Source organism: Candidatus Competibacter phosphatis (assembly GCF_012939995.1).
In the GTDB taxonomy this organism is placed as follows: domain Bacteria; phylum Pseudomonadota; class Gammaproteobacteria; order Competibacterales; family Competibacteraceae; genus Competibacter; species Competibacter phosphatis.
Genome location: NZ_SPMZ01000016.1, coordinates 121,723 through 134,366, shown reverse-complemented (window position 1 = coordinate 134,366; position 12,644 = coordinate 121,723). Strand labels below are relative to the sequence as shown.

At 62.3% G+C, this 12,644-nt stretch carries 12 protein-coding genes and 2 pseudogenes; all 14 read right to left on the bottom strand.

The window, feature by feature from the left end; genetic code table 11:
• Positions 1-3: 3 nt before the first annotated feature.
• The 14 genes and pseudogenes from sufC to cutA all read right to left on the bottom strand — a co-directional run bounded on the left by sufC (position 4) and on the right by cutA (position 12,403).
• A complete protein-coding gene (gene sufC, locus E4P82_RS06090) occupies positions 4-774 on the bottom strand; it encodes a Fe-S cluster assembly ATPase SufC (protein WP_169248061.1) in 771 nt (256 codons plus the stop codon).
• A gap of 41 nt (positions 775-815) precedes the next feature.
• On the bottom strand, positions 816-1,289 hold the full coding sequence (locus E4P82_RS06085; RefSeq protein ID WP_169248060.1) for a Uma2 family endonuclease: 474 nt from the start codon (positions 1,287-1,289) through the stop codon (positions 816-818).
• A 110-nt stretch (positions 1,290-1,399) separates the two neighbouring features.
• Positions 1,400-2,849 (bottom strand): annotated as a pseudogene (sufB, locus tag E4P82_RS06080) (Fe-S cluster assembly protein SufB).
• A gap of 33 nt (positions 2,850-2,882) precedes the next feature.
• A complete protein-coding gene (locus E4P82_RS06075) occupies positions 2,883-3,359 on the bottom strand; it encodes an SUF system Fe-S cluster assembly regulator (protein WP_169248059.1) in 477 nt (158 codons plus the stop codon).
• Between the two features lie 177 nt (positions 3,360-3,536).
• Positions 3,537-4,610, bottom strand: a complete 1,074-nt coding sequence (locus E4P82_RS06070; protein WP_169248058.1) for a 3-deoxy-7-phosphoheptulonate synthase — start codon at positions 4,608-4,610, stop codon at positions 3,537-3,539.
• Positions 4,611-4,643: 33 nt separating this feature from the next.
• On the bottom strand, positions 4,644-5,303 hold the full coding sequence (locus tag E4P82_RS06065) for a histidinol-phosphatase (RefSeq protein ID WP_169248057.1): 660 nt from the start codon (positions 5,301-5,303) through the stop codon (positions 4,644-4,646).
• A gap of 22 nt (positions 5,304-5,325) precedes the next feature.
• Positions 5,326-5,547: pseudogene (gene fis, locus E4P82_RS06060) on the bottom strand (DNA-binding transcriptional regulator Fis); the annotation flags it as partial.
• 41 nt (positions 5,548-5,588) lie between these two features.
• A complete protein-coding gene (gene dusB / locus E4P82_RS06055; RefSeq protein ID WP_169248055.1) occupies positions 5,589-6,575 on the bottom strand; it encodes a tRNA dihydrouridine synthase DusB in 987 nt (328 codons plus the stop codon).
• Positions 6,576-6,772: 197 nt separating this feature from the next.
• Positions 6,773-7,678, bottom strand: a complete 906-nt coding sequence (gene prmA / locus E4P82_RS06050) for a 50S ribosomal protein L11 methyltransferase (protein ID WP_169248054.1) — start codon at positions 7,676-7,678, stop codon at positions 6,773-6,775.
• A gap of 93 nt (positions 7,679-7,771) precedes the next feature.
• Complete coding sequence (gene accC, locus E4P82_RS06045) at positions 7,772-9,118, bottom strand: acetyl-CoA carboxylase biotin carboxylase subunit (RefSeq protein WP_169248053.1); 1,347 nt, start codon at positions 9,116-9,118, stop codon at positions 7,772-7,774.
• A gap of 8 nt (positions 9,119-9,126) precedes the next feature.
• The gene (gene accB / locus E4P82_RS06040; protein WP_169248052.1) at positions 9,127-9,603 is read right to left on the bottom strand and encodes an acetyl-CoA carboxylase biotin carboxyl carrier protein; all 477 of its coding nucleotides are present in this window, start codon (positions 9,601-9,603) and stop codon (positions 9,127-9,129) included.
• 8 nt (positions 9,604-9,611) lie between these two features.
• Positions 9,612-10,064, bottom strand: a complete 453-nt coding sequence (gene aroQ / locus E4P82_RS06035) for a type II 3-dehydroquinate dehydratase (RefSeq protein WP_169248051.1) — start codon at positions 10,062-10,064, stop codon at positions 9,612-9,614.
• Positions 10,065-10,187: 123 nt separating this feature from the next.
• Positions 10,188-12,077 carry a protein-disulfide reductase DsbD gene (gene dsbD, locus E4P82_RS06030; protein ID WP_169248050.1) on the bottom strand — a complete coding sequence of 630 codons (1,890 nt, stop codon included), beginning with the start codon at positions 12,075-12,077 and terminating at the stop codon, positions 10,188-10,190.
• The gene (cutA, locus tag E4P82_RS06025; RefSeq protein WP_169248049.1) at positions 12,074-12,403 is read right to left on the bottom strand and encodes a divalent-cation tolerance protein CutA; all 330 of its coding nucleotides are present in this window, start codon (positions 12,401-12,403) and stop codon (positions 12,074-12,076) included. The genes dsbD and cutA overlap by 4 nt, the downstream gene beginning before the upstream one ends.
• Positions 12,404-12,644: the final 241 nt, after the last annotated feature.

Below are 12,644 nucleotides of genomic sequence, written 5' to 3'. Positions count from 1 at the left end.
ACCTCACGCCGCGGCCCGGCGCGCACGGCCGGGTTCTTCGTTGTACAGCGCGTAACCCTGTTCCTCCAATTCCAGCGCCAATTCCTTGCCGCCGGAACGCACGATGCGGCCATTGAACAGCACATGCACATGATCCGGTACGATATAGTCCAACAGGCGCTGATAGTGGGTGATGACCAGGAAACCGCGCTCCGGGCCGCGCAGGGCGTTGACGCCGTCGGCGACGACTCTCAGGGCGTCGATGTCCAAGCCGGAATCGGTTTCGTCCATCACCGCGAAACGGGGTTGCAGAACGGCCATCTGGAATACTTCGTTGCGCTTCTTCTCGCCGCCGGAGAAACCTTCGTTGACCGAGCGCTTGAGCATGGATTCATCCATCTTCACCAGCTCCATGCGCTCCTGCACCAGATCCCAGAAATCCATCGCGTCCACCGACGGTTCGCCGCGATACTTGCGCACCGCGTTGACGGCGGCTTTCAGAAAGTACAGGTTGGCGACGCCGGGGATTTCCACCGGGTATTGGAAGGCCAGGAACAGGCCCTCGCAGGCGCGGACCTCCGGAGCCATTTCCAGCAAATTCTTGCCATCGAACAGGACCTCGCCCTCGGTGACTTCATAGCCTTCGCGGCCAGCGATCACGTTGGCCAAGGTGCTCTTACCGGAGCCGTTCGGCCCCATGATGGCATGGGTCTCACCGGGGTGAATGACAAGGTCGATGCCTTTGAGAATCTCCCGGCCGTCGACGGTGGCGTGCAGGTTGCGAATTTCCAGCATGGTGCGTGTTCTCCTGTAGCCAATAGCCTGTGATGTTTACGTCAGGTAATGATTTTTACCTTGTGAGGAAACTCAGGGATCAAAACTGATGCTTTTAACTGCCCATTTTCATCAAAAAAAGCCATGTTTCCGTTTTCATTGCAAACCCAGAATTCGATGGCACCCGCCGAAATATACAGTGCTCTCTTTTCTTCCATTTCACTACTCGTGTTACTGGAGGAAACCACTTCTATACAAACTTCCGGGGCAATGGAGCACTCCGCTTCTCGTTCGATCCTTGCGAATCTCTCCTCTGAGCACCAGGCAATATCGGCAACCTTGGTTCCTCTTGAAGTCTTGATGGCGCACTCGGCTAGAACGATCCCATGTTTCGGTAATAACCGAGAGATTTTCCCCTGAAAAGCGGAGTGATAGACTTTTACAGGAGACATTAAAATCTGTCCCTTTTCGTTTAGCTCAATCTTAAAGGGCAAATTCCGCAAGCTGGGATGTTCGCAGACCTCTTGCCATTGCATAAGATCATCATTCCTTTCAGATTAAATAGTTAAACTGAAAAGTCGCGGTTGTAGGGTACGCCTTATGCATTTTGCGTCCACCGCACTCAGACGGATATCCCGCTTTTTCATTAACCCACGCTGCCTTCCAGCTTCAGCTCGATCAGTTTCTGCGCCTCGACGGCGAATTCCATCGGCAGTTCCTTGAACACTTCCTTGCAGAAACCGTTGACGATCAGACTAACCGCATCTTCGGCGCTGATCCCGCGCTGTTTGCAGTAAAAAAATCTGATCCTCGCTGATCTTCGAGGTGCTGGCCTCATGTTCCACTTGGGCACTCGGGTTCTGTACTTCGATGTAGGGGAAGGTGTGCGCGCCACATTGATCACCCATCAGCAAGGAATCGCACTGCGAGTAATTGCGGGCGTTCTCGGCGGTCGGCAGCACTTTCACCAATCCTCGGTAGGCGTTCTGGCCGTGGCCGGCGGAAATGCCCTTGGAGACGATGGTGCTGCGGGTGTTCTTGCCGATGTGGATCATCTTGGTGCCGGTGTCGGCCTGCTGCCAGTCGCGGGTCAGGGCCACCGAGTAGAACTCGCCCACCGAATTTTCGCCGCGCAGCACACAGCTTGGATACTTCCAAGTGATGGCCGAACCGGTCTCGACCTGGGTCCAGGAAATCTTGGAATCACGGCCCTTGCACAAGCCGCGCTTGGTCACGAAGTTGTAGATACCGCCCTTGCCCTCGGCATCGCCCGGATACCAGTTCTGCACCGTGGAGTATTTGATGGTGGCGTTGTCCAGCGTCACCAGTTCCACCACCGCCGCGTGCAACTGGTTTTCGTCGCGTTGCGGTGCGGTACAGCCTTCCAGGTAGGAGACGTAAGCCCCCTCGTCGGCAATGATCAGCGTCCGTTCGAACTGGCCGGTGTTGCTGGCGTTGATGCGGAAGTAGGTGGACAGTTCCATCGGGCAGCGCACGCCCGGCGGGATGTAGACGAAGGAACCGTCGGAAAACACCGCCGAATTCAGCGTCGCGTAGTAGTTGTCCCGATATGGCACCACCGTACCCAGATACTTGCGCACCAGCTCGGGATGCTCGCGCACCGCCTCGGAGAACGAGCAGAACACGATGCCCAGTTCGGCCAGCTTGCCCTTGTAGCTGGTCGCCACCGATACCGAATCGAACACCGCGTCCACCGCCACGCCGGCCAGAACGGCTTGTTCCGCCAGCGGAATACCAAGCTTTTCGTAGGTACGAAGCAACTCCGGATCAACTTCATCCAGACTTTTAGGGCCGTCGCCTTTCTGCTTGGGCGCGGCATAGTAGGAAAGCGCCTGATAGTCGATGGGCGGATAATCAACCCGCGCCCACTCGGGCTGTTTCTGGGTCAGCCAATGACGATAAGCCTGTAGCCGCCACTCCAGCAGCCAATCCGGTTCCTGCTTTTTAGCCGAAATCAGCCGGATGACATCCTCGTTCAAGCCCGGCGGCACGGTGTCCTGTTCGATGTCGGTGACGAAACCGTACTTGTAATCACTGGTGGCGAGTCGTTCGAGGGTTTGGGTGCTATCGGTCATGATGGGGATTCCTCTTCCAGAAATGCGGGCAACTCAAACGGGTCGGCCGGCGATACCGGCGATCGCGGTCCGCTGCGACGAATGGAAGTGCAGCGGTCGCGGCGAATCGGGATGACTCATTTCCTCCAGGCTGATGCTCTGCAACGCGGTATAAATGGCTTGATTGATGCGTGGCCAGTGGCTACTGACCTCGCAATGATCCTGACGCGAACAACCGTCGTGCATATCGGTGCTACATTCGGTGATGGCGAGGGGACCCTCCAGCGCACCGATGATGTCAGCCGCGGAAATATGCACCGCGGGCCGCGCCAGGTGATAACCACCCTGCGCGCCGCGCTGCGAGTTCAGCAAACCGGCCCGTGCCAAGGCCTTGAGAATCTTGCTGACCATGGGCAATGGCAACCGGCGTTGCCGCGCCAGGGCGGCGGCGCTGCACGGCTGGCCATCGGCGCGGGCCAGACAGGTCATGAGCACGATGCCGTAATCGGCTTCCCGGGTAATACGAATCATGAACGCTCCGCAAGACTCGTCTAATCAGTACTGTATTGGTTCTATTTGTGGGTAGCATAATTCCAAACGCGGCGCTTGCCAAGAGGAAAGCGCCGCGAGCCGGACAGAGGCTGGGAATTTGAGGTTGGGGGGTGAAAACCGGATGACGAGGGCGCGATCGCGCCTTCGCCGGAGATCTCAGGTCGCGAGCCGGGCCGGCAGCACGCCCTTCAGCTTGGCATGGGCCTCGCGCAGCATGGTTTCCGTGGTCGCCCAATCCACGCAGGCATCGGTGACCGACACACCATATTTGAGCTGGCTCCGATCGGCGGGGATGGACTGGTTGCCCGCGCCCAGATTGCTTTCGATCATCACCCCGACGATGGAACGATTGCCTTCCATGATCTGATGCACGCAATCCCGCATCACCAGCGGTTGCATGGCTGGGTCCTTGAAGGAGTTGGCATGACTGCAATCGACCACGATGTTGACCGGCAATTTCTTGTCGCGCAGCGCTTTCTCGCACAGGGCGATGGACACCGAATCATAATTCGGCCGGTCGCCGCCGCGCAGCACCATGTGGCCGTAGCGGTTGCCCAAGGTGCGGATCACCGCCGATTGGCCGAATTGATTGATGCCGAGAAAACTGTGAGGACTGGCCACCGATTGCAAGGCATTGATCGCCACTTCCAGACTGCCGTTGGTGCCGTTCTTGAAACCGACCGGAGTGGACAGGCCACTGGCGATTTCACGGTGGGTTTGCGATTCGGTGGTGCGGGCGCCGATCGCGGTCCAGGCGATCAAGTCGTGGATGTACTGCGGAATGATCGGGTCCAACGCCTCGGTACCGGCCGGCAGGCCCAGTTCGGCCAGTTCCAGCAGCAAATCGCGAGCGACCTGCAAGCCTTCGTCGATACGGAAGGTGTCGTCCATGCGCGGATCGTTGATCAGTCCCTTCCAACCGACGGTGGTGCGCGGTTTCTCGAAATACACCCGCATGACCAGGAACAAAGTGTCCTGAACCTCATCGGCCAAGGCTTTCAAGCGCCGGGCGTAGTCGCGGGCCGCCACGACATCGTGGATGGAGCAGGGGCCGACCACCGCAAATAGCCGAGGGTCCTGGCGGTCGAGGATGCGCTTGATCGTTTCCCGCGCCTGGAATACGGCATTCGCCGCCGTTTCGCTCAGCGGCAAACGCTGCTTGATCTCCTCCGGCGTGGGCAGAACTTCCAGGGCGGCGACATTGATATTGTATAAGTTGGGCATGGGCATGGCACCGACGGTGATAAATGGAATGGATTGAGTTCAGTCCCGTAGACTGATGATCGGCCAGCCGCGCTCGCGCGCGTGTTGGGCCAGGGTGACGTCCGGGTCCACCGCCACCGGATGGGCGACCCGGCCAAGCAACGGCAGATCGTTGTGCGAGTCGCTGTAAAACCAACTATCGGCGCCATCGTGACCGGTTTCCGCCAGCCAAGCCTCCAGCCGTTCGACCTTGCCGTGCTGGAAACAGGGAATCCCGCTCGGCCGGCCGGTGTAGCGCCCGTCGGCGAACTCGACTTCGGTGGCCAGCAGATGCGGCACGCCCAGCCGTTCGGCGATGGGTTCGGTGACGAAGCGATTGGTGGCGGTGATGATCAGCAGAGTATCGCCGGTCCCACGGTGCCGCTCCAGCAGATCCGCCGCCTTCGGCAACAAAATTGGTTCGATCTTTTCCACCAAAAACCGTTCCCGCCACGCCAGCAACTCGGCCAGCGGCTTTTCCGCCAGCGGCCGCAAGCCGAAGGCCAGAAACTCCTGGATGTCCAGCGTACCGGCTCGATACTCGTCGTAGAAACGCTGGTTCTCGCGTTCGAAGGTTTGATCGTCGACCAGTCCCCGTTCAACCAGGAACCGGCCCCATAGATAATCGCTGTCGCCGTCCAGCAGGGTGTTGTCGAGATCGAAGATCGCTAGGCTGCTCATGTCATCGTCATCCGCCGAAAGCTCAACCCAGACCGTACCGCCGGAGCTTCTTGCGCAGAGTGCCGCGGTTGATGCCGAGCAGATCGGCCGCCTTGGTTTGATTGCCGCGAGTACGCTGCATCACGATCTCCAACAGCGGCGGCTCCACTTCCCGCAACACCAGATCGTACAGATTGCTGGGTTGCTGGTCGCCGAGATTGTGAAAATAAATGCGCAAGGCCTCATAGACCTGATCGCGCAGCGGGGTGGCGGGTAACAGCTCGACGGGGGGTTCAATGTCAGTGATCATGCGGCCAGAGGCTCCTCATTGGCCAAGCGCTCGAAAAAATCGCGGACCAGCAGCAGTTGCGCGCGGCCGCTTTCAGCCGCGTTCGCCCTCGCTCGGAACCCCGCGCTCTCGGGCCAATGCTGGCTGTACCAGATCAAATGTTTGCGGGCGATGCGAACACCGGCGGTTTCGCCGTAAAACTCGTACAGTTGGGTCAGATGCGCCGTAACCCAGCGGCCGATTTGCAGCGGGGACGGCGGCGCCAGCCGCTCGCCGCTCGTCAGAAAGTGAGCGATTTCACGGAAGATCCACGGCCGGCCCTGGGCACCGCGACCGATCATCACTGCGTCCGCGCCGGTGTAATCCAGTACGCGACGGGCTCGTTCCGGGCTGTCGATGTCGCCGTTGGCGATCACCGGAATGGTCACCGCTTGCTTGATGGCGCGGATGGCGGCGTAGTCCACCGGCCCGCTGTAGCCGCAGGCGCGGGTGCGCCCATGCACGGCCAGTGCCTGGATGCCAGCCTGTTCGGCGATGCGAGCGACGGCGATTCCGTTGCGGCGCGTCAGGTCCCAGCCGGTGCGGATTTTCAGGGTGACCGGAACGGCAACCGCCCCGACCACCGCTTCCAGGATACGCCCGACCAGCGTCTCGTCGCGCAGCAGCGCCGCGCCGGCTTGCGCGCCGCAGACCTTTTTGGCCGGACAACCCATGTTGATGTCGATGATGCGGGCACCCCGCTCGACGTTGCAGCGCGCCGCCTCGGCCATGGCGCGCGGGTCGGTGCCGAGAATTTGCACGCTGCGCGGGTCGGGTTCGCCGGTGTGATCCAACCGCAGCCGGGTCTTGCGGCTATCCCACAGTCGTCGGTCGGCGCTGACCATCTCCGAAACCGTCAGCCCCGCGCCCAGCCGCCGGCACAATTGCCGGAACGGCCGATCGCTGACGCCGGCCATCGGCGCCAGCACGACGGGCGGAGAAACCAGATGGGGACCGATATGCATGGATGGGAACTGTATGGGTAAAAAGGGCGGTTATGATACCGGAATGTGGCAGTTGGATGAAGTGCCATGATGATTTGCACGGATTTTAAGGCGAGATGTTTCCGCCTGTTCCGGCCCCGCGGTGCCGTGGATTCGAGCTGGCCCGCGCCGATCCCGCTATTCCGCTGCAAAGACGAGGCGCGACGGGGGGAAATCGTTCAATCCGGTCGGCGCACGCCTTCCAGCAACATCCAGTCTTCTCGCTGCCTGGAAGGCTCGAAGCTGAAGTCGGCACTGAAGGCGGTTTGTACCGCCTCGGCGTGCGGTTCGAGAATGCCGGACAGCACCAGCCGACCGCCGGGTCGGACCCGCCGGCCGAATTCCGGCGCCAACCGCACCAGCACGCCGGCCAGAATGTTGGCCAACACGATATCCACGTTCAGCTCCGTCGGCAGTTCGGCGGGTATGGCCAGTTCGATGCGATCCTCGACGCCGTTTCGATCGGCGTTGTCGTCGCTGGCCAGCAGCGCTTGTGGATCGATATCCACCGCCCAGACTTTACGCGCGCCCAATTTGGCGGCGGCCACCGCCAAAATCCCCGACCCGCAACCGTAGTCCAGCACGGTCCGACCGTTCAGATCCACGCCGTCCAGCCATTCCAGGCACAGCGCCGTGGTCGGGTGGGTGCCGGTGCCGAAGGCCAGCCCCGGGTCCAGGCGGATGTTGACGCCGGCCGGATCGGGTGGGGTCCGCGCGGTCGGACAGACCCACAACCGCTGGCCAAAGCGCATGGGGTGGAAATTCTCCATCCAGGCCCGTACCCAATCGCGCTCTTCCAATTCGGTCAGCCGGCATTCCGGCAGGATGGGCGCGTGCAGGCACCGCCGCAACTGCCCCTTGATCACTTCGATATCGGTCTGGGCGTCGAACAACCCGGTGACGCGGGTATGGACCCACAGCGGGGTTTCGCCGGGCGCCGGCTCCAGCACCGGCTGATCGCCGGCGTCCTCCAGCGTGACCGCCAGCGCGCCGGACAGCAGCAGGGCGTCTTCCAGTTGTTCGGGGCTGTGATCGATAGCTTCCAGGGTCAGTTGCAGCCAGGGAGCGGTCGCGGCGTCGCTCATGGGATGGATGTCCTTGCGCGGTCGGCGGAGATAATTGAACAGCCTAGCGCATCCGCCGCCGGACCGCCAACGACCTGCTGGGATCGCTCGCCGTCAGCGGGTACCAAGCAACTGTTTTTCCAGATAATGAATGTCGGTACCGCCGTCCAGGAAGCGGGCGTCGCCGAGAATGCGCCGGTGCAGGGGCGCATTGGTTTTGATGCCGTCCACCACCAATTCGGCCAGTGCCCCACGCATGCGGGCAATGGCGGCTTCGCGGGTTTCGCCGTGGGCAATCAGCTTGCCGATCATGGAATCGTAGTTGGGAGGCACCCGGTAACCGTTATAGATATGCGAATCCACCCGGATGCCCGGCCCGCCCGGCGCATGATACTGGGTGATAGCACCTGGCGATGGAGCAAAAGTGTCTGGGTCCTCGGCGTTGAGCCGGCATTCCAGGGCGTGTCCTCGAACGTGGATGTCGTCCTGACGGTAGCCCAGCGGCGCGCCGGCAGCGATACGCAACTGTTCCTTGACGATGTCCACTCCGGTGATCAGTTCGGTGATCGGGTGCTCGACCTGGATGCGGGTATTCATCTCGATGAAGTAGAACTCGCCATCCTGATAGAGAAACTCGAAGGTACCGGCGCCGCGATAGCCGATACGCTGGCAAGCGTCCACGCAGGCTTGCCCGATCCGGCGACGCTGCGCCGGCGTGATGCCGGGCGCGGGGGCTTCCTCGATGACTTTCTGGTGGCGGCGCTGCATGGAGCAGTCGCGCTCGCCCAGATGAATGGCGTGGCCGTGGGTATCGGCCAGCACCTGGATCTCGATATGGCGGGGATGATCCAGATACTTTTCCATGTACACCGTCGGATTGCCGAACGCCGCATTCGCCTCGCTGCGAGTCAGATCCAGGGTAGTGAGTAGCGCGGCCTCGCTATGGACCACCCGCATGCCGCGACCGCCGCCACCGCCGGCCGCCTTGATGATGATGGGGTAGCCGATGTCGCGGGCGATTCGCAGGATCTCCGGCTGGTCGTCGCCCAGCGGGCCATCCGAACCGGGCACGCAGGGCACGCCGGCTTCCTTCATCGCCCGGATGGCCGACACCTTGTCGCCCATCAAGCGGATGGTTTCCGGCTTGGGACCGATGAAGATGAACCCGCTCTGCTCGACCCGTTCGGCGAAATCGGCGTTTTCGGACAGGAAGCCATAACCGGGATGGATCGCCACCGCGTCGGTCACCTCGGCGGCGCTGATGATCGCCGGCATGTTCAGGTAGCTTCCGGCGGCGGGCGACGGACCGATGCAAACGGTTTCGTCGGCCAAGCGGACATGCTTGAGGTCGCGGTCCACGGTGGAATGCGCGGCCACGGTGCGGATGCCCAGCTCCCGGCAGGCGCGCAGAATGCGTAGGGCGATTTCCCCGCGATTGGCGATGACGACTTTTTCGAGCATGGCGGGGATTATTCGATGACCAGCAGCGGTTGGTCGAACTCGACCGGTTGACCGTTCTCGACCAGGATGCGGGTAACGGCGCCGGCGTGATCGGCCTCGATCTGATTGAACATCTTCATCGCCTCGATGATGCAGACCGGGTCGCCGGCGTTGACGCGCTGGCCGATCTCGACGAACGGCTTGGAGCCGGGCGCGGCCGAGCGGTAGAAGGTGCCGACCATCGGCGAGCGCAGCACATGGCCCGGCGTTTCCGCCTCGGCGGCGGGCGCGGGCGGCGTGGCGGGTGGCGCGGCGGACATCGGTCCGGCTAACGAGGGACCGTAGCCGGGCGCGGCCCAGATCGGCGGCATGGTCAGCGGCGCGGCGCCGTGCGCGTGGCGGCTGATTCGTACCGAATCCTCGCCTTCCTTGATTTCGATTTCGGCGATGCCCGAGGTTTCGAGCAGCTCGATGAGTTTCTTGATCTTGCGGATGTCCGTGGGCATGACGGTGACTACCGGCGTGGGGTGGCGAGGTGGCGATCGGCGGCGCGCAGCGCCAGTTCGTAGCCCTGTGGTCCCAGTCCGCTGACGACCCCGACGGCAATGTCGGACAGATAGGAATGGTGGCGGAACGGCTCGCGGGCGAACACGTTGGACAGATGCACCTCGATGAACGGAATGCCGACGCCGAGCAGGGCGTCGCGCAGCGCCACGCTGGTGTGGGTGAAGGCGGCGGGATTGATGACGATGAAGGCGACGCCTTCCAGACCGGCGGCATGGATGCGATCGATCAGGGCGTGTTCGGCGTTGCTTTGAAAGCAGGCCAAGTCGTGCGGCCCCAGTTCCATGGCCAGCGCCGCGCAGCGCCGTTCGATGGCGGCCAAGGTGTCGGCGCCGTAGATTCCCGGTTCGCGGGTACCGAGCAGGTTCAGATTCGGTCCGTTGAGTAACAGCAATTTTGCCATGATTCAGGCAGGGTCCTCATAAAGGGCGCGATTTTGCGTGAAGGTCCATCGGTTGTCTAGCCAGAAATACCCTTGTTCTATCACTGATAGGGTGCGTGGACCACGAATTGCGGGTACATCGCGTCAACCCCGTGCGGCCAGCAGCGTCCGCAGATGCGCATCGAAGGCTTCGGCGCTCAGGAATCCCACCAGCCGGTATTCGCGGCGTTCCCGCCCATCCGGGCCGAAAAACAGGATGGCCGGCGGACCGATGATGCCGAATTTTTCCATCAGCGCCCGATCGTCGTCGTCGTTGGCGGTCACATCGGCCCGCAGCGTCACCATCCCGGCCAGCGCCGCCCGCACCGTGGAGTCGGCGAAGGTTTCGCGCTCCAGTTCCTTGCAGCTCACGCACCAGTCGGCGTAAAAATCCAACAGCACCGGCCGCCCGGCCGCCCGACGCAGCGCCTGGTCGACATCGGCCAAGGTCTTGACCGGGCGAAACAGCGGGCTTTGCGCCGCGTTGGCCGACTGAGCGACGAACCCGACCCCACGCAACGGTTGCCAGGGATCGCGACCGCCGGCGGCGACGCCGATCAGCAACAGCACGCCGTAAATCAACAGCACCATGCCCAGGCCCTTGACCAGGGTGCGCCAGGCCGGAGCGCCGTGCGCCACCGCTTGCAGGGCACCCATGTAAGTGGCGGTGACGATGAACAATGTCGCCCACAGCACCATGACGGCCGCCGCCGGTAGAATCCGCTCCAGCAGCCACAGCGCCACCGCCAGCAACAGCACGCCGAACACCGTCTTGATCCGCTCCATCCAATGCCCGGCGCGCGGCAGCCAATGCCCAGTGGAAGCACCGATCACCAGCAGCGGCACACCCATGCCCAGGCTCAGCGCGAACAGCGCCGCAGCGCCCAATACCAGGTCGCCGGTCACGGCGATGAAGGTCAGTGCGCCGATCAGCGGCGGAGCCACGCAGGGTCCGACGATCAGCGCCGACAGGAAGCCCATGATCGCCACCCCAGCGAACTGACCTCCGCGTTGGCGGTTGCTCAACTCCGCCAAGCGGTGTTGCAGGTAGGCGGGCAACTGCAAGTCGTACAGGCCGAACATGGACAAGGCCAGCAGCACGAACATGCCACTGAACACGGCGATGACCCAGGGATTTTGGAACCATGCTTGGATGTTCTGCCCCAGCAGCGCCGCCAGCACGCCGGCCACGGTGTAGGTCAATGCCATCGCCAGCACGTAAACCAGCGACAGCAGGATCGCCCGTCGGCGGGTCAGTTTCGCGCCTTGTCCGGCAATCAGGCTGGACAGAATCGGCACCATCGGGAACACGCAGGGGGTGAATGCCAGCAACAGGCCGAAACCGAAGAAGGCGGGAATCGCCAGAAACCGCTGCTCGCCCAGCAGGCGCGCCAGCCGGTCCTGCTCCGGCTCCGGTTCGTTGAGGGCGGGAACCGGCGTTGCCAGCGTCTCCGAAACCCGCTCTCCAGCCGGGGTCGGCGGAGTGGGCGCGGGCTGGTCGGCGGTCTCCGCAAGCGAGCCCGGCGCCGGCAAAGCGACGGTCACGGTCTGGCTCAGCGGTGGATAGCAGACCCCGACTTCGGCGCAGCCCTGGTAATCAGCCTTGATCCGCAGGGTTTGCGCGCCGCCCGGTTCGCGCCGCAGGTGGGCGACCAGCACCGCTTCGTGGTGAAACACCGCCTGGCGACCGAAATACGGGTCTTCCTTGGGTTCGCCGGGTGGGATGTCGATCCGGGAGATGGTCGTTTCCTCGTCATCCACCAAAACGAGCTTGAATTTATCGCGATAGAGGTAGTAGCCGGGCGCAATGATCCACCGAGCCTCCAGGGTGACCGGATCGACGGCGCTGACGGTCAGTTGGAACGCTTGGTCGGCGTCGAGAATCCGCTCTTGCGAAGCACCGCCGAAGCGATCGAACAGCCCGGCGACGACCGGGCCAGTCAGCAGCGCCAGCAACAATATCAGCCCAAACCCGGCCCATCGGCGCTGCCTCATGCCGATGCTCCCGTGTTGGCCGCGATCCAGTCCAGATATGCCGATGATCCCATTCGCACCGGCAAGGCGATGATTTCCGGCACATCGTAAGGATGCAGCTCGCGGATGCGCGCCTCCAGCAGCGGATAGACCGCACCCTGGGTTTTGGCCAGCAGCAACAGTTCGGTATCCCGTTGTATTTGTTCCCGCCAGCGGTAGACCGACGTCAGCCCCGGCAGCATATTGACGCAGGCGGCCAGCCGCTCCTCGACCACGGTCGCGGCGATGCGCTCGGCGCTGGCTTGATCCGGGCAGGTGCAAAAAACCACCAGCGGTTGGCTATCCATGAGGGCTCCTATTCGAAAAAACGGAAGGCGGGGAAGCTTGCGCCACAAGGGCGATTCGGACCCAGCTTGCTCCAGCGAGCGTAACGATAGACTCCGGTCGCGGCAATTTTCTTCCCGCCGTGCCCTTGAAATTTTCCCACGCCTCCCCACTTCAGCGCCAAGCCCTTGACAGAGTGTTTTCGCTGACTATGATTAGCACTCACTAAAGCCGAGTGCTAACAAACCAGCGTTAGCCTCAAGT

What these genes read in the sequence shown, in the direction of transcription:
- sufC (WP_169248061.1), bottom strand. Translation starts at nt 774, where the DNA reads ATGCTGGAAATTCGCAACCTGCACGCCACCGTCGACGGCCGGGAGATT.
- E4P82_RS06085 (WP_169248060.1), bottom strand. Translation starts at nt 1,289, where the DNA reads ATGCAATGGCAAGAGGTCTGCGAACATCCCAGCTTGCGGAATTTGCCC.
- E4P82_RS06075 (WP_169248059.1), bottom strand. Translation starts at nt 3,359, where the DNA reads ATGATTCGTATTACCCGGGAAGCCGATTACGGCATCGTGCTCATGACC.
- E4P82_RS06070 (WP_169248058.1), bottom strand. Translation starts at nt 4,610, where the DNA reads ATGCCCATGCCCAACTTATACAATATCAATGTCGCCGCCCTGGAAGTT.
- E4P82_RS06065 (WP_169248057.1), bottom strand. Translation starts at nt 5,303, where the DNA reads ATGAGCAGCCTAGCGATCTTCGATCTCGACAACACCCTGCTGGACGGC.
- dusB (WP_169248055.1), bottom strand. Translation starts at nt 6,575, where the DNA reads ATGCATATCGGTCCCCATCTGGTTTCTCCGCCCGTCGTGCTGGCGCCG.
- prmA (WP_169248054.1), bottom strand. Translation starts at nt 7,678, where the DNA reads ATGAGCGACGCCGCGACCGCTCCCTGGCTGCAACTGACCCTGGAAGCT.
- accC (WP_169248053.1), bottom strand. Translation starts at nt 9,118, where the DNA reads ATGCTCGAAAAAGTCGTCATCGCCAATCGCGGGGAAATCGCCCTACGC.
- accB (WP_169248052.1), bottom strand. Translation starts at nt 9,603, where the DNA reads ATGCCCACGGACATCCGCAAGATCAAGAAACTCATCGAGCTGCTCGAA.
- aroQ (WP_169248051.1), bottom strand. Translation starts at nt 10,064, where the DNA reads ATGGCAAAATTGCTGTTACTCAACGGACCGAATCTGAACCTGCTCGGT.
- dsbD (WP_169248050.1), bottom strand. Translation starts at nt 12,077, where the DNA reads ATGAGGCAGCGCCGATGGGCCGGGTTTGGGCTGATATTGTTGCTGGCG.
- cutA (WP_169248049.1), bottom strand. Translation starts at nt 12,403, where the DNA reads ATGGATAGCCAACCGCTGGTGGTTTTTTGCACCTGCCCGGATCAAGCC.